Source organism: Coraliomargarita algicola (assembly GCF_033878955.1).
In the GTDB taxonomy this organism is placed as follows: Bacteria; Verrucomicrobiota; Verrucomicrobiia; order Opitutales; family Coraliomargaritaceae; genus Thalassobacterium; species Thalassobacterium algicola.
The window spans coordinates 2097627-2119247 of the sequence record NZ_CP138858.1 but is presented as its reverse complement, the minus strand read 5'-3'; the positions used below and the strand labels follow the sequence as shown (position 1 = coordinate 2119247).

Here is a 21621-nt window from a genome sequence, read left to right as displayed (position 1 = left end):
AATTTCTGTGCCTTATCAACGAAAAGCGAAACTAATTACTTATGCTCGGTAGCGCTGGCCGCGTTCATTTTCGTCCAATTGCTTAAATATTGTGCGGTAGTCGTCGATCTTCGCGGGCTTGCTAATGTAGTCGTCCATGCCACAGCTGAGGCAGGCATGGCGGTCTTTTTCCGAGGCGTTGGCTGTGAGTGCCACGATGGGGAGTGGCATGCCGGGCTGGCTGCCGGGTATTTTTCCATCGGCTTCCAGTTCGCGAATGCGTTCCGCTGCGACGTATCCGTCCATTACCGGCATCTGACAATCGAGGAAAACGATATCGTAGAAATGTTGTGAGACCTGCTCGATCGCTTCCACTCCGTTGTTGGCGGTGTCCACTTCGTTGCCGAGGCGACGTAAGACTGTTTGAGCGAGTCTGCGATTGACTGCGTTGTCGTCGACGACCAAGACGCGGCGCTTGTTCTCATTAGCTTCATTGGATAAATTGGCAATAAAGGGCGGTTTGGTTGCTGCGTTCTTTGCTTGATCGGAGCATGTAAAGGGGATGCTGCAGTTCATTGTAGTGCCTTTGCCTTCAGTGCTTTCGACTTTAATTTCTCCGTCCATTAAATTGATTATGCGTTTGCAGATCGCGAGCCCCAGACCGCTCCCGCCATATTGACGTGTGGTGGAACTGTCGACCTGCGAGAAGCGTTGAAATAGGTTTTTAATTTTGCTTTTAGGAATGCCAATGCCGCTGTCAGTAACTGAGATTTCTGCGACTCCGTTGGCTTGGTCACCTTGCCAATCTGCTGTGACGCTAATAGTACCAGTTTTCGTGAATTTAAGTGAATTGCCGATTAGATTCGTGATGACTTGTTTGAGTCGCGTTGGGTCGCCTACGACTTTGGCTGGTAAGTCTTCGCTGGTTTCTAGATTAATCAGTAGCCCTTTTTGAGCGGCGATTGGCTCAAATCCAGTCACCACTTGGTCGAGTGTCTTGTGGATGGAAAAGGGGATGGCCTCTAGTTCGAACTTACCTGCTTCAATTTTTGAGAAATCGAGAATGTCGTTGATTAGGGCAAGTAGTGAATTTCCTGAGGACTGAATGTAGGTCGCCCATAGGCGTTGGTCCGCATTGAGCTCACTGCCGCAGAGCAGTTCGGCAAATCCAATGACACTATTCATCGGGGTCCGGATTTCGTGACTCATTGTTGCGAGGAACTCGCTTTTGGCTTTGTTTGCAGTATCGGCTATCTGGTGCGCTTCTTTGGCGTCGGATTCGGCTTTTTGCCGCTCGCTAACTTCTTTCTGTAGTTTCTCATTGGCTGCGTGCAGTTCTAGAGTTCGTTCGGCGACGATGTGTTGGGCGCGGCGATTCGTGGACTGTAGATTGACGACGATGACGACTAGCAAGCAGCTGCCTAGAGCAAGACTTGCGGCAGCGATCGTGGCAGAGGCCGTTTCTTGGGTGGGAAAGTTTTGGCCACGATTCCAGCCAAAACTGAAAGTTTGGTCGGCGAGTTTCAGGCTGCTTTTGTGTGCGTATTTGGCGGTCTCTGTTTCGGGGCGGGAACCGGTCGTGCTGTAAACGAAGTTACTGGGGGTGATCTTGGGACTGTCGTAAATGTGGAATTGTATCTGGTCTTCGCGATTGCCCAGTACTCCATTTAGGAAAACTTCAGTAATGAAGGGGGCGTAGCTCCAGCCTATAAAGGCTTGACGGCGTTGTTCAACAGTTTCAGTCGGTGCCCCTGCTTGGTACATCGGATGAAAAACCAGAAAGCCAGGGCGTGACATGCCGTCTTGTACGAGAATAATGCGGCCAGTCATCGCTGGTTTCCCTGAATCACGTGCACGTTGTCCAGCTGTTTGTCGATTAATTTCCGAGGCTACGTCGAGGCCGAGTGCTTGATGGTTAGTGCTGAGTGGTTCAATGTATGTGATGATGAAGTGCTCGTAGCCCATCACATCGGTCGCTGGGCGTTCGACATTCGGTACTTCTTTGATTTTGAAATCTGGTAGTCCACTTGCGCGCTTTTTTGCCACAAATGAGGGGATTTCGGTGTCATGGAAAGGTTGGATGAATCCTATTCCGTTGATGCCAGGGTAGCGTTCGACGATTTTTAAGTGTTGGACGAAAGAGCGCCATTCTTCTGTTTTAAGCTCTTCGGAGTTGATATAGTGCCCTGCGCCTGCGATTAAGGTGTTTAGGTAGGTATCCAGTCGGTCGGTGACTGCGGACTCAATGTCGTGGATCAGTTCCGTGAAGTTTTCTTCGTCGATTTGAGCGGCTGCATTCTGTAAAATAAAGTAGATCAGTCCGCTGGTCGTCCATCCGACTATGAACAAAATCGAAGGGACTAAGAAGCGATTTTTCTCATACAAAGAGGCTATCGTTAAAGAGGTGATCGATAGAGCGATTAAGAAGGCCACTAATGAGAGCAGCTCGTTGTTGGAAGAGGCGAAGGGATTACTATCCGGAGTCGTTAATATGGTGACAATGGTGAATACGACAAAACTCAGCGTGCTTAAAGCGCAGCCTGCTTCTCCAAAAAAACGGCAAGCTGGTATGAGGAGTGCGAAGGCTAGAAAGTAATATGCAGAGCTCGGTTGTGCCCAAATGAAGAAGGCATAAACCATTAAACTGAGCGTGCTTATACAGATCAATTTTGTGAACCATTCGATCGATAGCTTGGGGCGGCTCAGTGAGAGCAAGACTGGGACTATGATTAGTATCCCGATGGAGTCGCCAGCTAGCCAGGTGAGTGCAAGCTCCCAAAAATCCAGTGGGGCCTCTCGTGTATTCAGGTGTATGACACTCAAGCTGCCGATTGTGGCTGCGATCATTGGAGCGAATAGGGATGTGCCTAGAATCCAGATGGGAATGGTGTATTTACCCAGTTGAGCGCCCAGGGGGCGTATACGGTTTAGTAACCAGCCCGCTAGAGCCGCTTCGCCACAACTGCCGATCGCGATGGCAAAGGCGCTGATCAGCGTGAGGTCATTGCACGCATTTGCTGCCAATGCCCCTGCTAAAATGCCAGGTAGGAGACGATAGCCGCCTAAGAATATCGCTGCTGCGGCGAATCCGCTTGGTGGCCAGATCGGCGAGATGTTCGCTTCTATCGCTGCCAGTACGAAGCCCACGCTTGAAGAGGCCCAGTAGATGAGCATAATCAGCAGGTTCAGAAGTAGAGGATGAGCCTTTACTTTCTCAGCCAGTGGTGGCGATGAGGGGATGCGTCCAATCACGGAATCTGTGCTTTTTATAATAAGGTAGGTTAGGTTAGTTTATGAAGATATTGAATACAGGGCAGATATCCGAGGTCAAAAAACTGTCAATTCATCTCTGGTTGTGACTTTGCAGCCAGCTGCTGTTGGCATTGTTATTATCTGCTTCAGATGGCTGGACTCTACAAGCTAGGCTTACATATTATGGGACGTGGTGCAGCCAAATTTTACAATTTTTACACGTCTTCAGGCGGAATCTCAGACTTTAGGTTTTCATTCCATGGGGGTGACTGCGGTTCCGCTAGAGCTCCGGCGCGATTACTATACTCAGTGGATCGCGGATGGGAAGCACGGCACGATGACGTGGATGGAGCGTAATAATGATCGGCGATTGCACCCGGACCGCTTAATTCCTGAGCGTGAGGCAAGATCGATCATCTCACTGGCGCTTAATTATTATCAGCCGGATCCGACACGTGGCTACCGGGTGGCTAAGTATGCTTTGGGCGACGATTATCATAATTTTATGCTGCGCCGTTTGAAGCGACTGTGCCGTATTCTGCGTGAGGAATATGGTGGCGAGCAGCGACCTTACGTGGATACCGGGCCGTTGTTGGAAAAACCGATCGCGGAGTCCGCAGGCTTGGGCTGGCAGGGAAAAAGCACGATCCTGATCGAGCCGAAGCGGGGGACCTGGAATTTTCTCGCCAATATCGTCACGACATTGGAGCTGCCGACTGGCGAAAAACAAAAAGACCGCTGTGGCAGTTGCACGCGTTGTCTGGACGCCTGCCCGACGCAAGCGATCACGGCGCCTTACCAGTTGGATGCGTCCAAATGTATTTCTTATCTGACGATCGAGCACGATGGGGCGATTCCGCTGCAGTATCGTGAGGCCATTGGCGACCGGTTGTACGGCTGCGATGAGTGTCTCGACGTGTGCCCCTGGAATAAGTGGGCAGTGCCGACGGTGGAGCCGAAGTTTGCGCCCCGCGAACTGCCTGGCTTGGCCGAGATGCTGGCTTGGGATGAGGCGACGTTTTCGGAGCGGATGCAGGGCTCCCCGCTGCGCCGGCTCAAAGTGCACCGCTTTAAACGTAATATTTGCGTGGTGCTGGGCAATGTGGGCACCGCTGCCGACTTGCCAGCACTCAACGCGGCCGTCGACGCGGGGGATCCGATGGTGGCCGAACATGCGCAATGGGCGATTGAAAAAATTGAGGGACGCGTATGAGAATTCTGGTGATTGAAGACTACTCGCCGTTGCGCACAGCGATGGTTGAATCCTTAGAGTCCGCAGGCTATGCGGTGGATGCCTCTGTGGAGGGGGAGGAGGGCTTGTGGTATGCGCAGAATCACGATTACGATACGATCGTCTTAGACATTATGTTGCCTAAGATGAATGGCTTGGAGATTTTGGAAACGATTCGAGCTGAGGGCAAGGGTGTGCCGATGATTATTATTAGTGCGCGTGACTCGGTGGATCATCGCATCGAAGGTTTGGATGCGGGGGCCGACGATTACCTCGTGAAGCCCTTTGCCTTGAAAGAGCTGTTGGCGCGGGTGCGGGCGCAAACGCGAAAGGCATACGATAAGCGGGCATCGCGCTTGCTGGTGGGTGATTTAAGTATCGATCTATCCGCGAAGCGGGTGGAGCGCGCTGGTGCCGAACTCAAGTTGACGGCCCAAGAGGACAGTTTGCTCGAATACCTTGCGTTACGGGAGGGCGAGGTCGTTTCGCGCCAAGAGATCTGGGATCATGTTTATAATTATTACGAAGATGCTTCGAGTAATGCGGTCGATGTCTATATCGGCTATTTGAGGAAGAAGCTCGGCACGGGGACGGGTGCGACATACATTCAGACACGCCGTGGGCAGGGGTATTTACTGGAGTATCAAACGGTATGAAATTCGTCTCTATACGCAGTCGACTGGTGTTTTGGATCGGTTTGATGGTGACGCTAATCCTCGCGTTGGGATCGTATGTGATCTTTGTGACCGCGCGTTCGACCTTGTATCAGGAGATTGATCAGAACCTGGAATCGACCTTGGCGCTACAGCAGCTGGAATTGGAGCTGGTCGATGGCTCCATTTATCACGAGTGGCTGCATGATATTGAGAACGACACTGCGCGTATCGGCAGCACTTACATACAAGTGTGGAATGAAGTGACGGGGGAGGCAACTCGCTCGCCAGCGCTGCAGGGCACGGATTTACCGCATTTTTTTGGCTCAGAGAGTGCTCAGTATACGAACGTATTGTTGCCCGGAGGGCATCACGGGCGTGTGATCGGGCGGCAAGTTTTTCCTGTAGTCGAGTGGGATGGGCAGGACGAAGAAGTGGCTCGCAGCGAAGCCACAAAGGCGCAGCCTCACTATATGGCGATTGCCCTCGATGTGGAGGCCGCGGAAAATGCACTGCGTCGATTGATCGGGACTTTGTTGTTGGGCTTGGCCTTTTCCCTTTTTGTCAGCTTTGTGACGATTCGTCAGATCATTGCCCGCTCGATTCGCCCGCTAGAGCGTTTAGAGCGAGTGATCATGCAGACTGATGTGAATGATCCGAAGGCAGAGTTGGCGGTGCCACAAGATTTGCCAGCCGAACTGCGGGGATTGGTGGCGCGTTATCAGGAGCTCTTTGGCAGAATTGGACGGGTGCGTGAGCGTGAGCGAAAATTCTCAGCCAACGTCGCGCATGAGTTGCGTACGCCGCTGGCTGGTGTTGAGGCGACCTTGGAGCAAGCTTTGGCAGAAAAACGTGAGGCGGAGGATTATCGGCAGCGGATTGAATGTGCGCAGGGCATTGTCCGGCAAATGGGGGATTTGATTCATCGGCTCATGTGGTTTTCGCGCCTGAACAATAAATCGGAAGCGGTCGAGCGGGGCCCAGTGGATATTTCCTTGGTGGTCGAAACACGCTTGGCGATTTTGCAGGAACGCATTGCGAGTCGCGGTCTGGTGTTGGAGACAGAGATCCCGGCGCAGAGCTGTGTGGTGGCATCGGATGAGACATTGGTCGGAATATTGATGAACAATTTGATCGGCAATGCGGTGGCACATTCGGATACAGGCTCTGTGGTCAAGGTGCTTGTGCAGTCTGTGGACGCGGGGATCTGCGTGGTGATTTCGAATGTATGCCGTAGCTTCGAACGCTCGGAGCTCGCGCATATCTTTGAGCCTTTTTATCGCAGTGATGCGGCGCGGAGTGTGGAGGGGGGGCATTCGGGTATCGGGCTCGCTTTGGCGCAAGAGATCGCGAAATTACTACATGTTGAATTGGACGTCCGCTTTAGTGAGGCATCGGTTTTTTCGGTGAAAATACATTTTTCTGAGAAAAATGAGATGTTCTCATAATCCTATCATCTGGGAAACGCTATGATGCGCTGATTAATGACTTTCCTCTGAGAGTCATTGGATCGGTATGGATAAATTGACGCATATTACATTGACTCAGCTACAACGTCGCTGGCTATGGGGATTTCTCGCACTGGCGGGAATTCTTCGGCTTGTGATGCTCTTCGAGATCCCATTTACCGATACGACGGAAGCCCGTTATGCCGAGATCGCCCGCAAGATGGTCGAGACTGGGGATTGGATGACTCCGCAGTTTGACTACGGGGTGCCTTTCTGGGGGAAGCCACCGCTGCATACCTGGGTGTCCGCGCTTGGTATGAAGTTGTTTGGAGTGGGGCAATTTGGCGCGCGCATTTTTATTTTTCTCACGGCGATCGCGACGGTTTGGATGCTCTATGCCTGGGCGCGTTCTTATAAAGGGCGTGATTATGCACTGGCGGGTATTGTGATACTGTCGAGCACGGCACTTTTTTATTTAGCAAGTGCTACTGTAATGACCGATCTTGTGATGGCCTCGGGTGTCTTTCTTAGTATGGCGGGCTTTTATGTTGCGGTGACAGGGCATAAGCATGCCCGGCTTTGGAGCTATCTGTTCTTTGTTGGTTTGGGCATCGGGATGCTGGCAAAAGGGCCGGTCGCAGTGGTGCTGACTGGTATTCCCATTGGTATGTGGGTGTTGTTGAAGAATCGTTGGCGGGATACGTGGCGTCAATTGCCTTGGATTGAAGGGAGCTTGCTGAGCGCCTGTATCTTTCTGCCATGGTATGTCGGAGCGGAGATTAAGACGCCGGGCTTTATCGAGTATTTTATTCTCGGGGAGCATTGGCATCGTTTCTTGGATAGCGGTTGGACGGGCGACCTTTATGGGCATGGGCACGCGGAGACTCGTGGCACGATTTGGGTGTTTTGGTTGGCTGCGGTATTGCCTTGGAGTTTCTTCTTTTTGGCTCCGCTGCGCTGGGGCCGCCGCGTGTATCGTGGGCTAGTGATCGAAGCAGATGGATGGTCGCTTTACCTGCTTTGCTGGGCGCTTTCTCCGATGCTATTCTTTACTTTGGCGACGAATATCATCGCCACTTATGTGATTACCGGACTGCCAGCGGCCTGCTTTTTGGTGATCGATCTGTGGCGATTTGCGGGCGAGGGGGTGCAAGTGCCAAAACCCGGTGTGGCCAGGTTTTATGTCGCAACGGTCAGTGTGGCGGTGTGTCTGTTTGCATTGGTTTGTGGCGCTGTCTACGTAGGAGGTGCATCTGTGGTGAAGAAGTCGCAGAAGTATTTGATAGAAGACATCAATCAAATGCGCGGCACGAGTGGTGGGCAGATTTACTATTTAGATAAGCGCTATTACTCGGCCGAGTTTTACGCCGAAGGGCAGGTGCATACGATCGAGAGTATCGATGGTATCGAAACGATTTTGCATAATGATGCCCGGGACTTTCTCGTGATCCGCAAGAGTCGTATGGATCAGTTGCCGGCAGATTTTGATACGAAATTTAAGCTTCAAGGTATTTACGCAAAAGATGCTCTTTATTATGAACTGTAACCCGCTCCAGATGAATGCGCAGTCACTGAATCGTCATGGCTCGCGTGAGCTAGATTCGTCGTTTCTCGCGCGGCAATTTCTGCGCGAGTGTCCGCAGGTGTCTTGTGTGGTGCCCGCCTATAATGAAGCGGGCAATATCGTTGCGACGATTACTGCCATCGCAGAGGAAATGATTCAACTGCGTCGCGATTTTGAGATTATCATTGTAGACGACGGTAGCAGCGACTCGACGGTGGCCGAAGCCAGAACAACGATTGGGCGATTCCCGGTGCGGGTGATTTGTCTCTCGCGAAATTTCGGCAAAGAAAATGCGATGACGGCTGGCATGCGGGCGGCGCGGGGGGACGCGTGTATTATGATCGATGCCGACCTGCAGGAGCCCGTCTCCTATCTGAAGGAGTTTTTAGAGCATTGGGATGCCGGCATTGAGATGGTTTATGGCGTGCGTGCGCATCGTGAGGACGAGTCTTACTTTAAACGCAAGGGGGCCAATGCATTTTACTGGTTACTGAGAAAGAGCACTTCGGTTTCAATCCCAGCAGATGCGCGCGATTTTCGATTGATGGATCGTAAGGTGGTGGAAGCCATTCTTTCGCTGCCGGAACGTAATCGTTTTATGAAAGGACTATATAGTTGGGTTGGGTTTAAGTCGCAGGCGGTGCCGATTGTAATCGATCAGCGCCAAAGCGGGACTTCCAAATTTAATTTTAAGCGCTTATTCGATCTGGCCTTGACGGGCTTGACCTCATTTTCCGATTGGCCGCTGCGGGTCTGGACGGGCGTAGGGGTGGTGATCTCAATGCTGTCGATTTGTTACGCATTGATGATTGCCGGGCGCACGCTCTTTTTTGGTTCAGATGTGCCGGGATGGGCGACGCTTTCGGTCGCGGTCTGTTTTCTCGGCGGCGTTCAGATACTGTCCATCGGTGTGCTGGGGGAATATGTGGGCCGCGTGTTTGCTGAAGTGAAGGCACGCCCCGGGCACATTGTATCGCAGGAGTTTAGTTATACGGAGGAGCTTTGACTGTGTGTCTTCCAACCTAACTACCGAGCTTCATTAGCACGATGCCTAGTAGTAGGAAAACGATGCAGATCGCTTTGGGTCTAAAGTTGAGTTCTTTATGAATCAGTATGCCGCCCAGGAATGTGACGATGACCGCGCTGCGCCGGATGGGGGAGATGACGGCGATCAGGGCGTCCTCTTGGGCGATGGCTGTAAAATATAGAAAATCTGCCGAGAGCAGTAATAGGCCGATCAGTGGAATCGACCAACGCCATTCGAACTTTCCGCGCGGCCAGGCACCTCGTCGCCATAGCAGGTAGAAGGGGGCCATGACCACGACGAGGTAGATTGAGAACCAAGCTTGTACCGTGGCCGGTTCGATCAGCGCCGTTTGTAGCAGGAATTTATCGTAGATGGCGCTGCAGGCGCCGATGAGCGTCGCGGCGATCATATAGCCGACCCATTTGTCGCGGGTGAAGTGGATGCCCTCGAGTTTGCCGATAAAAGAGAATGCGTAAAACGCGGCCAGCACGATGCTGATACCGAGCCATTGCCGCGGGCTGGGGCTCTCGCTCATTAAAAAGACTGCAAGTAGAATCGTCCATAGAGGCCCGGTGGCGCGTATTGGCCCTGCGATCGAAAGTGGTAGGTTTTTGAGGGCGAAGTAGCCGAATATCCAGGAGCCCGCCACGAGTGAGGATTTTAGGAATAGCAGCACGTGCTGATGTGTGGCGAGAGGGGTGACTTGGAATTGTGCGGAGGGGAAACTCTCCGGAGAGAGCTGCGACCATAGCACGAAGGGGAGCCATACCAGCGCGCTAGTTACGATTCCGAAAAAGAGCACGGGCAGCACTGCGTTATCGCGGAGCGCGTGTTTCTTAGCCAGGTCGTAAAGACCTAGTAGTAGGGCGGAGCAGATACTGAGTGCGATCCAAGACATAGTTGAGTGCGGTGTTTGAGTGCGTTCCTTGCGTCATGTTCATTCCTCAGAATTAAGCGAATTGACGCTGCACCCGCTCTTATAAGATTAAAATACTGCGCTGTGCAATGCGTGGTAGGTTTTTATTGCGATCCTGCTTTTTATCGTAAACATCGCTTCATTATTTCTGCTACTCTCTACTATGAAAGATACTTTTATTAGCTCCGAAGGCCGTATTGGTCGTTTTGTTTTTATCGTGCGCGTCGCTCTGCTCGTCCTTTTGACGCTGGCAGTCACGAAGCTTGCCTTGGATTATTTTAATGAATGGCACCATGGCAACTATAGCCCTTTGGGGCCATTTGTTGGTATTGTGATTGCCTTGTTTTGCTCTTTGGCAGGGCTGATGCAGCTGCTGAAGCGTCTGCGTGATATGGATAAACCCGCGTATTGGTCGCTATTGATGCTTGTCCCCGGGGTCAATTTGCTGGTGCTGCTTTATGCGGCGGTCGCTCCTTCTCGTTCTAAGTAAGCTCTGCCTGGCGATTGGGACAAGGGGCTCTCCGTGGTCGCTCAAATGTGTTGCGAAGTCACTAGCTGGAGCCGCTGAGGTGATACTTGTCTGGTTTCGGCTCAATTAAATGTGCTTAGGCTTGCTTCGATTGCAATATAGGCATTGACCGTAAAATGCCTTTCCCCTCTAATCGCCCGCTTTTTCCAGTGCGGCGTCCTTTCTCGCCCACCTCATTCAACACACATACACACCGTGAAAACCGACGTTCAAGACATCAACGCAACTCGCAAAACTATCGCCGTGACAGTCACTTCTGAGGAAGTGTCTGAGCTCGAGGCGAAACTTATTAAGGACTTTCAGCGTCAAGCCAAAATCCCGGGTTTCCGTCCGGGTAAAGCTCCTGAGAATATGGTGCGCATGCGCTTCGCCAAGGATCTTAAGCAGGAGCTCAAACAGCGTGTCGTCTCTCAAGCGCACCAAGAAGGTGTCGCGGGGGCCGATTTTGAGGTATTTACTATCGTTGAACTCAATGAGGGAGAGATCTCGGCTGGCCAAGACGCCGTCGTCACTTTCACTGTAGATGTGGTTCCTGAATTTGAAGTGCCTGCCTACGAGGGGCTGAAGGTGACTAATACTCCAACTGAAGCGACCGACGAGGAAGTTTCTAAGATGCTGGATCAAATTTTGAGTCAGCGCGCCGAATACAATGTGGCAGAAAAAGCTGCAGAGAAGGGCGACTATGTGCAATGCGGCTACGAAGGTAAAATCGGCGACGAGTTGGTCGCTGATCTCGTGCCGGAAACACCTATGTTTGGCACTCAAAAGACCACTTGGGAAGAGGCGGGTAACGAAGATGCGCCTGGCGTGCGTGCCGTGGTCGATGGCCTCGTTGGTATGAAAGCTGGCGACACCAAGGAAGTGACTATGGAGTTCCCTGAAGATTTTCAACCTGAAGCGCTCGCTGGTAAGACTGCAGTTTATACCATCGAAGCGAAGGAAGTCCGCGAGAAGGTCATGCCGGAAATGGATGAAGAGTTCTTTAAGAGCCTGCAAGTTGCCGACGAAGCTGAACTTCGCAGCAAGATTGCTGAAAATATCGAGAATCAAAAGAAGCAGCAAAACGCCAATTCCGAGCGTCAGCAAATCACCCAAGAGCTGCTCAAGGCGGTTGATTTTGAGGTTCCACAAAGCGGCGTCGAAAGCGAAACCGACGCGGTATTGCGTGACTTTATGCAGCGCAATATGCAGCAAGGCGTCTCTGCTGAAGAGTTTGAGAAGCACAAGGAATCACTCCACGAAGGTGCCAGCAAGGCCGCTCACGACCGTCTCAAGTCTCGTATTATCTTGTCCAAGATTGCTGAGAAAGAGAAGATCAAGGTCGAGAACGAAGACTTTAGCCGTATGATCATGATGGAAGCTCAGCAGTCAGGCCAACAGCCAGAGAAGTTGGTCAAGGAGCTCCAAAAAGATCAAAATCGTATCAACCAAATGCGTCGCGATATCATTTTGGGCAAAACTATGGATCTGCTGGCTGAAAAGGCTGAGCGTGAGACAGTTGAGCCTGCTGAAGCAGCAGTCGCCGAGTAATTAGCCAGTCCTTAAGACCAAGGCTTTCGATTGCTTTGGCATTCATTTTGTAGTGCAGTGCCCTTCGGGTGCTGCACTACATTCATTGACGGAAGTCAGTTTTTTTAATAATCTGCTAAACCGTAGAATCTTCAAAAGCATTTGATATTCGGGACTTGGCCTGTAGGCTAGGGGACTTCATATCAATTTTATCCAGAAACCAACTTATACACTGTGAGCTACGTACCACTTCCTACTGTCTATGAACGCGAAGGCCGCTCCGAGCGCGCTTGGGATATTTACAGCCGCCTCTTGCGCGACCGTATTATTTTTATCGGCACTCCGATTAACGACTTTGTCGCCAATGCTGTCATCGCTCAGATGCTTTTCCTGCAAATGGAAGATCCGAAGAAGGACATTAGCCTCTACATCAATTCGCCAGGTGGCAGTGTGACCGACGGCATGGCCATCTACGACACCATGAACTTCCTGCAGTGTGACACCGTCACTTATTGCGTCGGGCAAGCGGCCAGCATGGCCACACTCTTGCTGGCTGCCGGCACTAAGGGCAAGCGCTACGCCCTGCCCAACAGCCGCGTTATGATGCACCAACCGACCGGGGGGGCGACTGGCCAAACATCTGACATTTCGATCGCGGCCCGCGAAATCTTGCGCTGGCGCTCGCGTATGAATGATCTAATTGCAAGTCATACCAACAAGACTGCCGAAGAGATTGCCAACGACTCTGACCGCGACTTTTACCTCACCGCTGAGGACGCCTTGGCCTATGGTATCGTCGATAAGGTCATCGAGGCCAAGCCCATTGGCTAATCCCGGCCTGCTTACACATTTCAATTTTTTTTAATTATGGCTAAGTCCACACGAATGACTTTCTGCTCTTTTTGCGGAAAAGCACAAAACGAAGTTCGCAAAATGATCGCCGGCCCCGCTGGCGTGCACATCTGTGACTCCTGTGTTTCTGTGTGCAAAACCATCATCGACCGTGAGTTGTCGGAGGCGAGCGCGGAAGCAAAACCAAAGACTCCGGAAACTTCAAGTGGACGTTTTAATCTGCTTAAGCCGGCTCAAATTACAGCCGCACTCGACGAGCACATCATTAGTCAGGATTATGCGAAGCGTGCCTTAGCCGTTGCTGTGTATAATCACTACAAGCGCTTGCGTTCTGAGTCGCGTATCGATCAATCGTCTGAGTTTGCCGATTTGGATGGCAAATACGATGATGTCCAAATTGAAAAGAGTAACATTTTACTACTCGGACCTACGGGTAGTGGTAAAACATTGCTCGCCCGCACGATGGCAAAAATGCTCGACGTGCCCTTCGCCATCGCTGATGCCACTACTTTGACCGAGGCTGGCTATGTTGGTGAGGACGTTGAAAACATCGTGCTGCGTCTGTTGCAATCTGCGGACTACGATGTGAAAAAGGCCGAGTGTGGCATCATCTATGTCGACGAGATTGATAAGATTGGTCGTAAGACAGATAATGTATCCATTACTCGTGACGTTTCCGGAGAAGGCGTGCAGCAAGCACTATTAAAGATCCTCGAAGGCACCGTTTGTAACGTTCCACCTCAAGGCGGGCGTAAGCATCCGAATCAAGAGTACATCCAACTCGACACTTCCAACATTCTCTTCATCTGTGGGGGCGCATTTGTAGGCCTCGATAAGATCGTTCAAAGCCGCGTGGGCTCTAAAGCGATGGGCTTCGATACGGAGCGTAATCGTCATCAGAACGAGGTGCCTGTTAGCGAACTTCTTCGTGAAACTCAACCCGAGGACTTGGTCCATTTTGGTATGATACCTGAGTTTATCGGTCGCTTGCCTATGGTCGCAGTGTTGGATGAGTTGTCGCGTTCCGATCTGGAGCACATTTTGCAAAACACCAAAAACTCATTGGTGAAGCAATACAGTAAGCTCTTCTCGATGGAAGGGGCCGATCTTCACTTTACCCGCGACGCGGTCGCTGCCATCGCCGAAAAAGCGATCGAGCTCAAGACTGGGGCTCGCGCCCTGCGCTCCATCATGGAGCGCATCATGCTCGATGTGATGTATGATTTGCCGCAAACCGAGAACGTGCAAAAGGTCGTCATCAACCGCGGCGTCGTCGAAGGTCGGAGTAAGCCTAAGATGCACTTTAATAAAGCAGACGAAACTTCTGAGGCTGAAGAGTCCAAGGTCGAGTCAAAGGACTCACCCGCAGACGCTGCTTAGGCTTTCTGCTGGTGAGTTGTGTGTCTTTTGACCTAAGGTTCGGCTATTCACTCATCTTTTTAGTTCATGGCCGAATCTAGGCTAAACTTTTTGAGTAATAGCGACGGCGTATCCAGAAGGCGGCATTGACCAACGCAATCATGACTGGCACTTCTACCAGTGGTCCAATCACGGCAGTGAACGCGATGCCTGAGCCGATGCCGAATACGGCGATGGCGACGGCGATCGCTAGCTCGAAATTGTTACTGGCAGCTGTGAAACTCAGGGTCACGCTTTGTTTGTAGTCGGCGCCCACCATTTTGCCCATTAAGAAACTGATGAAAAACATAATGAGGAAGTAGATCGTTAGCGGCACTGCAATGCGTAACACATCCAGTGGCAGGGCCACGATTGCGCTGCCTTTGAAGCTGAACATCAGCACGATTGTAAGTAGTAGGGCGATCAATGTCATCGGGCTGATCTTGGGGATGAAGACCTGTTCATACCAGTCGCGCCCCTTGAGTTTAACACCAATAAAGCGTGTCAGCATGCCGCCAAAGAAGGGGATGCCCAGATAGATGAGCACGCTCTTCGCCACTTCACCCATGCTGATTTCGACCACACTGCCCTCTAAGCCAAACACCCCGGGGAGCCATGTAATGAAAAACCAGGCATATAGACTGAAGAAGATCACTTGGAAGACACTGTTGAAAGCGACTAGTCCCGCAGCGTATTCGTTGTCGCCTTCGGCTAGTTCGTTCCATACGATCACCATCGCAATGCAGCGGGCCAGACCGATCAAGATGACTCCGGTCATGTATTCCGGGTAGTCTTGTAGGAACAGAATCGCGAGTGCAAACATTAGGCTAGGCCCGATGATCCAGTTTTGCACCAGCGAGAGCGTCAGCACTTTGACGTTGCGAAACACACGTGGCATCTCCTCGTAGCGTACTTTAGCCAGTGGCGGATACATCATGAGGATCAGCCCGATGGCGATTGGTATATTGGTGGCACCTACCTGGAAATGGTTTAAGAAACCTTCTGCACTCTCCCATACAGATCCGATGGTGACCCCGATCGCCATCGCAATAAAAATCCATAGCGTGAGGTAGCGGTCTAGGAAGCCGAGTTGTTTGCGGTCGCTTGGGCAGCAGCCTGTGTCAATCTGTGTTGTTTTCATTATGTCAATCTGTGGATGCTTTTGAATTCGATTTGCCTGCACTTCAGAAACATTGCCGATGGCTGAGCGACTTAGCAGTCGCTCACAGCCGCCAGTTTTTGGCTTGATTATTCAGAGGCTTTGTAAGCTTCGCGGTAGCCCGCGGCATAGGCCTCGAAGACGAGTTTGATCTCGTCGCGGATGCGGCGAAAGGCGTCGAGCTCGCTCTCCCCGGGACGCTGTGCATGGGGGGGATCTTCAAAGCCCCAGTGGTAGCGACTTACCTTGCCGGGAAAAGTCGGGCAGGCTTGGTCGGCGTTGCCACAGACAGTAATTACGGTGTCGATGCCTGTGTTTAGATATTGATCGAGGTGATCGGATGTGTGCCCACTGGCGTCGATCCCGATTTCCTTGAGCGCCTCGATTGCCAGGGGATGTACGGCACCCTTGGGCTTGGAGCCCGCGCTAAAGACCTCGAAGAGGTCGCCAGCTGCGGCGCGTAAGATGCCTTCAGCCATGTGACTGCGGCAGGAATTACCAGTGCAAAGAATGAGTACTTTTTTCATAATGTTGAGTGCTTGTGTAAAACGTGATTATAGATATCTGGCCAAGAGATTGAGCAGGTAACCGGTGAAGATGATTGCGAGGCTGGTGATGCCGAAGTAGATGCCGATCAGCTTGAGCTGCATGGTGCGGCGGAGCATGATCGCTTCCGGTAAACTGAGTGCAGCCATGGCCATCATGAAAGCGAGGGCCGTGCCGATGGGGATGCCTTTTTGGAAGAGCACCACTGCGATGGGCACGATTGCGGCGCAGCTGCCATACATGGGCACGCCGAGCGCGGTTGCGATTGGAACCGAGAAGATTCCGGTGGCTTCCATCAGCGAGTGAATGGTCTCTTGCGGCACGTAGTTGTGAATGAAGGCTCCGGCGGCAACGCCGATGATGACCCAAAGCCAGATTTGCTTAATGACGCTGATGGCTTCATCCCAGCCGTAGCGTATCCGCGAGACCAGTGTGTGGCTCACTACTTCGTTCTCAGCATTTGCGGATGCGATGATGTCTTTTTCCAGGTGTTTCTCTAGCTTGAGCTTTCCGAGAATGCCACCACCTACGGTGCCAATGAACAGGCCACTGGCGACATAAGCGACGGTGATCGGGGTTTCAAATTCGCCGACCATGAGGATGACCAGATACTCGTTAATAATCGGAGAGGTGATCAGGAAGGAGAAGGTGACTCCCAGTGGCACGCCCGCTTTTAATAAACTGATGAAAATCGGAATCGATGAGCAGGAGCAAAACGGAGTGATGGCGCCGAAGAGTGCAGCGACCATGTTGCCCCAGAGGCCACCACGCCCCATCCAGCGTTTGAGACGATCTTCTGGCAACCAGGTGCGTATGATTCCGATGATGAAAACCATGACTGCCAGCAGCAGAAAGATCTTGATCGTGTCGTAGAGAAAAAAGTGTAAGGCCCCCACTAGTCGTGACTCCGGATCGAGTCCGAGTGCTCCGTAGAGTAGGCTATCTATTATGGATGTGAGCATAGGAATTCTATTGAGTGCCCTTTGTGGCACTCGCAGTTGTGTGTTTGACCGGCCGATTAAGCAGTGCGACCGGCGCTAAAAATCTTTGGATCGACTCGCAGTGTTTAGCAGCACTTGCCGCCTTTGCCGTTTTTATCGCCGCCACAGCATGCGTTTTGCGCGGCTTGATCGGCTTTCGCCTTCATAGAGCTGTCCACTTTATTCAGGATGCGAGTGAAGAAGCCGGGCTTTTCGGCAGTCGCTTGTTTGGTGGCTTGTTCTGTATTCGTTTTCATAATTTATATCGTTGTCGTAAATTTCAGTTCTTAGTCTGTTAGCAGCAGCCGATCTTTTCACAGACACTGACGGGGCAGTCGTCGTTGGCTTCGGCGATGCGTGCGATGAGTTGGTTGCGGTTGACTAGGTCGCGCTGCAGTTGATTGCACTCGGAACACTCGGCTTGGCGGAGATATTGTAGGTTTGCCCGAAGGAGGCCATTGATAGGTTCGATCAGTGAGTAGATCATCCAAGTGCCTTCGCGCTTGGATTCGATCAGGCCGAGTTGCTTCATTGCAGCGAGTTGTTTCGATGTCTTGACTTGCGGTACGTCGAGCAGCTCTTGCATGTGACATACACAGAGCGCGCCTGCCTCTAATAGATTGAGGATGCGTAAGCGCTGCGGGTCCGCGATGCATTTATAGAGTTCACTGGCTTCCATGAGTTATGTATATCCTGTTTTTGGTATATACTGTCAATGGAATATATTTATTGTTCACATTTTTCTTTTAAGCTGGAAGCTTTTTGAACGCCTGTGATTTATTGATGTCTGTTCCTGCAACGACTTTACTATATTTTTCATGAGCCTCACTTTTGTATTCGATTCTCTTTTCATTCAGGCGGCCGCCGGGCCCAATGTATTTACTTATTTCGCGCAGTCGAATTTCGCGGGTAAGGTGGTCATTTTTATTCTCGGACTATTAAGTATAGTCGCGTGGACGGTGATGCTGGGTAAATACATGGATCTGTCCAAGCTGCGGTCGCAAAATCAGCGCTACGAGCGTTTGTTAAGTAAGGAGTCGCATCTGATCGCGCTGGATCCGGAGCGGCCCGGCAAGGGGGCGGGCCCATATTACAATATTATTCGCGAAGCGCTGGAGGCCTTTCGCCGCTATGGTGGTGATTTGAGTAATGCGGACCCGCACCGTGCCACACTTCGCATGGGGCATGTGGAAAATGCGCTTCAACGTAGCGTCGCCGAACAGATCATTCGTTACGAAGCGAAGATGGTGGTCTTGGGCTCTATTATCACCGGGGCTCCTTTCATGGGGTTGTTGGGCACTGTTTGGGGGGTGATGGATGCTTTTGGTGGTATGGCAGGCGCGGGGTCGGCTAGCTTGCAGAGTCTGGCCCCGGGTGTTTCCGGTGCCTTGTTGACTACCGTGGCAGGTTTGATTGTCGCGATTCCGTCCGTTTTTGGGTATAATTATCTTTTGCAACAGACCAAAATTGCAGTGGTTGAGCTGGAGAATTTCGCCAGTACTGCTGCGGATCGTATCGAGCTCGAAGCACAGGCGGCTGCGAATGCATAGTTTCTGCTTACCTAGTTCCTAATTATTAATTTATAATTCTCACTGTGGCTCGTAAATTCCATCGCAAAGACCGGCTTTCTGCACTGACCGAGATCAACGTCACTCCTTTGATCGATCTCGCGTTTGCGTTGCTGATTATTTTTATGGTGACTACGCCTTTGCTTGAGCAGACCGTCGAGTTAAACCTGCCAGTTGAAACTGCCAAGACGCAGTCGGAAGATCGTGAAGATTTTCAATCTTTATCAATCGATCGCGCGGGGCTTTATTATTGGGGGGATCAACAAGTGACTGAACTGCAGCTGGGAGATTTATTAGATACTATGGCGATGGACCCTGCGCCGTCTGTGATTAGTATCCGGGCAGATGCTCAATTGCCCTATCAAAAAGTCATTACAGTGGTGGACATGATTAAGCAGCGTAAGCTCTCCAAGATTAGTTTAGATACCAAAGTCGAATGATGAAACTCACGAAGAACCAACCCCTGTGGACTGCGGTGATTTTACACCTGGTGGTTCTGTTGGGCTTGTTTCTGGCGACTATCGTGCAAGCTTTCAAACCGAAGGAAAAACCACACGTTTTTGAGATGGTAGAGCCGCCCAGCGAAGTGAGCCAGGCGCAACAGTCCACGCCGGAACCACAGTTGCCTGTCGACCTGCCTCCGGTTGAGCTACCGCCCGTGCCACAAGTGGACATTCCGGAGCCGCAGCCAGTCGCGCCGACGCCTACACCGCCTAAGCCCACCCCGACGCCGAAACCGACGCCCACCCCCACCCCGAAACCGACGCCCAAGCCGGCGCCTCAGTTGATGTCGGCAGATGATTTTTTCAAAGAGCACCCTAAGGAGGCGCCTAAGCCGCGGCAAGTTGTGACGCCTCGTCCAAATATTCAAGTGCGGCAAATCGATGTGCCTAAATTAGTGCTCCCCCGCAATCCGATTGCGAGTCAATCAAACCCGCAGCTTTCATCGCAGCAATTGTCGGCCTTGGCTAGTTATAGTTCACGCCTGCGCTCACGCATTGACGCCGCGTGGACCAAGCCCGCTCAGCTCGCTGGTGTTCAATTGGTGGCTGAGGTGGTTTTTAATGTGTCTGCATCGGGGCAGATTACCAATGCGCGCCTGCGCCCCGGATCGGGCAATGCGGCCTTTGATCAATCTGTCCTCGCTGCGTTTCGCATGGCAAGTTCCGCGGGGCCCACGCCGACCGGGCAAGCGCACGAGTTCTCGCTGTCGTTTCGGATGCGGGATTAATTTTAGCTTGACATCAAGATAGTTGTTGCTAGCTTGAGTGTCATGCCCAAGATTTATCAACATTCTGGTTCGCACCTCTTTCTTCTCTTTTGGAAGGCATCGCACGGGGTGATGCGCTACGATCATAAGAGTATCGCAAAGCAAGGCTTTGCTTCTTTGTCGGACTTTGCAGTGCTGGAAGTTTTGCTGCATAAGGGCGCGCTGCCAGTGAACACCATTGGCGAGAAGGTGCTGCTGACTAGCGGTTCAATTACCACCGCTGTGCAACGAATGGAAAAGAAGGGCTATGTGCGCCGTGAGCGAAGTGAGGGCGATGCTCGCGTTGTGCTCGTGCATCTTACCGAGCTTGGGCGTGAGGTGATTGTGGACGCCTTCGCCGCACACGCGGCCAATTTAGACACGCTGTTCAGCGAATTCTCCGAGAAGGAACGCACTCAGTTTGCTGATTTGATGCGCAAGCTGGGCCGTCGTAGCCAAGCGCTGACTGAATAATAAAATTTACCCATATATCTTGATGTCAAGGTTTTGTGTGGGCTGAAATACAAATAGAAAGAACAATAAATATGAAAATCATAGAAATCCTCCTCAATACTTCCAACAGCATCGCGCTCTTGCCGATCCGTTTAGGCGTCGGTGTCGTGATGGCTGCGCACGGTTCACAAAAGTTATTCGGTTGGTTTGGGGGCTATGGCCTCGAAGCGACGGGGCAATTTTTCTCTGAGAGCCTTGGCCTGAAACCGGGTTTATTGATGGCGGCGATGGCGGGCGGTACAGAATTTGTTGGCGGTTTGCTGTTGATTGTGGGCTTAATGACACGATTGGCAGGCCTCAGCCTCGCGGGCACCATGGCGGTTGCCATTCTCACCGCGCACTCCAGCGCTTTCTTTGCCTCGAATAACGGCATGGAATATCCGCTCACGCTGCTACTCACCAGTCTCACTCTCGCCATCGGTGGTGGGGGAGCCTTCTCGGTCGATCGTAAGCTCGCTGCAAAATGATTCATTAGAAAAAGGCACATTCTATCATGACACTTACAAAACAACTCACACGCTCAGAAGAGCGTATGCACAGTGATTTCGACTGGCTGAATAGTCGGCACAGTTTTTCATTCGGCGGACACTATGACTCCGAGCGCATGGGCTTCGGCCCCTTGCGCGTGGTGAACGATGATATCATCGCGCCCAGTGGCGGCTTTCCTTCGCACCCGCATCGGGACATGGAGATCATCACTCTCGTTCTCGATGGTCAGTTGCAGCATAAGGATAGTCTGGGGAATGGTCGTGTGATTCAAACAGGGGATATTCAATACATGAGTGCGGGCAGCGGAGTGGTGCACAGTGAGTTCAACCCTTCGGCGGATCAGCCCGTGCATATCATGCAGATATGGATTCAGCCGAGCGAAACGGGGCTTGAACCACGCTATGCCGATCAGCCGATGCTCGGTGCCGTGGATAACGAATGGAAACTCATTCTGTCCCCGGATGGGCATGAGGGCTCGATGGCGATTCGCCAAGACGCAGAGCTGCGCACTCTTCGCTTAAGTGAGGGGAAGTCGGTGTCCTATGTCAGTGATAGTGAGCGGCGCGGCTATTGGATATTCGTCCTGCAGGGTGACGTTCAAGTGGGGGGAGAACAGCTCTCGCGGGGGGATTCGCTGGCGCTGACAGATGTTGCTGATCTGGACTTTGTGCAGCAAGGGACAGAGGTCGCTCAAGTGATGCTGTTCGACTTGCCTATCGATTGAGTCCTTTCGCTCGCCTTTTGTGGCTGAAGCGCTAG

22 protein-coding genes are annotated in these 21621 nt (G+C 51.9%); 15 read left to right on the top strand and 7 right to left on the bottom strand.

The genetic code is table 11. The features are described from left to right. Nucleotides 1-39: 39 nt before the first annotated feature. Nucleotides 40-3153, bottom strand: a complete 3114-nt coding sequence (locus SH580_RS08300; RefSeq protein WP_345786216.1) for a CHASE domain-containing protein — start codon at nt 3151-3153, stop codon at nt 40-42. A gap of 268 nt (nt 3154-3421) precedes the next feature. Between SH580_RS08300 and queG the strand changes: the two genes are divergently transcribed. From queG to SH580_RS08275, 5 genes are all read left to right on the top strand, one after another. Further along, a complete protein-coding gene (gene queG, locus SH580_RS08295) occupies nt 3422-4444 on the top strand; it encodes a tRNA epoxyqueuosine(34) reductase QueG (protein ID WP_319834537.1) in 1023 nt (340 codons plus the stop codon). Beyond that, the gene (locus SH580_RS08290; protein WP_319834536.1) at nt 4441-5118 is read left to right on the top strand and encodes a response regulator transcription factor; all 678 of its coding nucleotides are present in this window, start codon (nt 4441-4443) and stop codon (nt 5116-5118) included. Before queG ends, SH580_RS08290 begins: the two co-directional genes overlap by 4 nt. Beyond that, on the top strand, nt 5115-6563 hold the full coding sequence (locus SH580_RS08285) for a sensor histidine kinase (RefSeq protein WP_319834535.1): 1449 nt from the start codon (nt 5115-5117) through the stop codon (nt 6561-6563). The genes SH580_RS08290 and SH580_RS08285 overlap by 4 nt, the downstream gene beginning before the upstream one ends. Nucleotides 6564-6630: 67 nt before the next feature. Continuing rightward, the gene (locus SH580_RS08280) at nt 6631-8109 is read left to right on the top strand and encodes an ArnT family glycosyltransferase (protein ID WP_319834534.1); all 1479 of its coding nucleotides are present in this window, start codon (nt 6631-6633) and stop codon (nt 8107-8109) included. Beyond that, nucleotides 8099-9133, top strand: a complete 1035-nt coding sequence (locus tag SH580_RS08275) for a glycosyltransferase family 2 protein (protein ID WP_319834533.1) — start codon at nt 8099-8101, stop codon at nt 9131-9133. The genes SH580_RS08280 and SH580_RS08275 overlap by 11 nt, the downstream gene beginning before the upstream one ends. Before the next feature lie 16 nt (nt 9134-9149). Here SH580_RS08275 and SH580_RS08270 read toward each other — a convergent pair whose 3' ends face one another. Continuing rightward, nucleotides 9150-10052: an EamA family transporter gene (locus SH580_RS08270; protein WP_319834532.1), complete on the bottom strand. Its 903-nt coding sequence runs from the start codon at nt 10050-10052 to the stop codon at nt 9150-9152. 181 nt (nt 10053-10233) lie between these two features. Between SH580_RS08270 and SH580_RS08265 the strand changes: the two genes are divergently transcribed. The 4 genes from SH580_RS08265 (at nt 10234) to clpX (ending at nt 14340) form a co-directional block, all read left to right on the top strand. Next, the gene (locus SH580_RS08265) at nt 10234-10560 is read left to right on the top strand and encodes a DUF805 domain-containing protein (protein ID WP_319834531.1); all 327 of its coding nucleotides are present in this window, start codon (nt 10234-10236) and stop codon (nt 10558-10560) included. A 234-nt stretch (nt 10561-10794) separates the two neighbouring features. Continuing rightward, entirely contained in the window at nt 10795-12129 is a 1335-nt protein-coding gene (gene tig, locus SH580_RS08260) for a trigger factor (protein ID WP_319834530.1), read from the top strand. Nucleotides 12130-12342: 213 nt separating this feature from the next. Beyond that, complete coding sequence (locus tag SH580_RS08255; protein ID WP_308952106.1) at nt 12343-12939, top strand: ATP-dependent Clp protease proteolytic subunit; 597 nt, start codon at nt 12343-12345, stop codon at nt 12937-12939. A 36-nt stretch (nt 12940-12975) separates the two neighbouring features. Further along, nucleotides 12976-14340, top strand: coding sequence for an ATP-dependent Clp protease ATP-binding subunit ClpX (gene clpX / locus SH580_RS08250; RefSeq protein ID WP_319834529.1), 1365 nt, complete (start codon nt 12976-12978; stop codon nt 14338-14340). A 76-nt stretch (nt 14341-14416) separates the two neighbouring features. On the opposite strand, the gene arsB is transcribed toward clpX, so the two are convergent. The 5 genes from arsB to SH580_RS08225 form a co-directional block, all read right to left on the bottom strand. Next, complete coding sequence (gene arsB / locus SH580_RS08245; RefSeq protein ID WP_319834528.1) at nt 14417-15499, bottom strand: ACR3 family arsenite efflux transporter; 1083 nt, start codon at nt 15497-15499, stop codon at nt 14417-14419. Nucleotides 15500-15606: 107 nt separating this feature from the next. Continuing rightward, nucleotides 15607-16044 (bottom strand): arsenate reductase ArsC, encoded by a 438-nt coding sequence (locus tag SH580_RS08240; RefSeq protein ID WP_319834527.1) that lies wholly within the window; start codon nt 16042-16044, stop codon nt 15607-15609. Nucleotides 16045-16071: 27 nt separating this feature from the next. Next, complete coding sequence (locus tag SH580_RS08235) at nt 16072-17025, bottom strand: permease (RefSeq protein ID WP_319834526.1); 954 nt, start codon at nt 17023-17025, stop codon at nt 16072-16074. Nucleotides 17026-17129: 104 nt separating this feature from the next. Beyond that, complete coding sequence (locus SH580_RS08230; protein WP_319834525.1) at nt 17130-17300, bottom strand: hypothetical protein; 171 nt, start codon at nt 17298-17300, stop codon at nt 17130-17132. A gap of 38 nt (nt 17301-17338) precedes the next feature. Continuing rightward, on the bottom strand, nt 17339-17722 hold the full coding sequence (locus SH580_RS08225; RefSeq protein WP_319834524.1) for an ArsR/SmtB family transcription factor: 384 nt from the start codon (nt 17720-17722) through the stop codon (nt 17339-17341). A 139-nt stretch (nt 17723-17861) separates the two neighbouring features. Here SH580_RS08225 and SH580_RS08220 point away from each other — a divergent pair, with 139 nt between their 5' ends. The 6 genes from SH580_RS08220 (at nt 17862) to SH580_RS08195 (ending at nt 21586) form a co-directional block, all read left to right on the top strand. Next, nucleotides 17862-18593, top strand: coding sequence for a MotA/TolQ/ExbB proton channel family protein (locus tag SH580_RS08220; protein ID WP_319834523.1), 732 nt, complete (start codon nt 17862-17864; stop codon nt 18591-18593). 44 nt (nt 18594-18637) lie between these two features. Next, the gene (locus SH580_RS08215) at nt 18638-19051 is read left to right on the top strand and encodes an ExbD/TolR family protein (RefSeq protein ID WP_319834522.1); all 414 of its coding nucleotides are present in this window, start codon (nt 18638-18640) and stop codon (nt 19049-19051) included. Continuing rightward, entirely contained in the window at nt 19048-19842 is a 795-nt protein-coding gene (locus SH580_RS08210) for a TonB family protein (protein WP_319834521.1), read from the top strand. The genes SH580_RS08215 and SH580_RS08210 overlap by 4 nt, the downstream gene beginning before the upstream one ends. A 42-nt stretch (nt 19843-19884) precedes the next feature. Continuing rightward, nucleotides 19885-20334, top strand: coding sequence for a MarR family winged helix-turn-helix transcriptional regulator (locus SH580_RS08205; RefSeq protein WP_319834520.1), 450 nt, complete (start codon nt 19885-19887; stop codon nt 20332-20334). A gap of 71 nt (nt 20335-20405) precedes the next feature. After that, nucleotides 20406-20840: a DoxX family protein gene (locus SH580_RS08200; protein ID WP_319834519.1), complete on the top strand. Its 435-nt coding sequence runs from the start codon at nt 20406-20408 to the stop codon at nt 20838-20840. A 26-nt stretch (nt 20841-20866) separates the two neighbouring features. Next, a complete protein-coding gene (locus SH580_RS08195) occupies nt 20867-21586 on the top strand; it encodes a pirin family protein (protein WP_319834518.1) in 720 nt (239 codons plus the stop codon). Nucleotides 21587-21621: the final 35 nt, after the last annotated feature.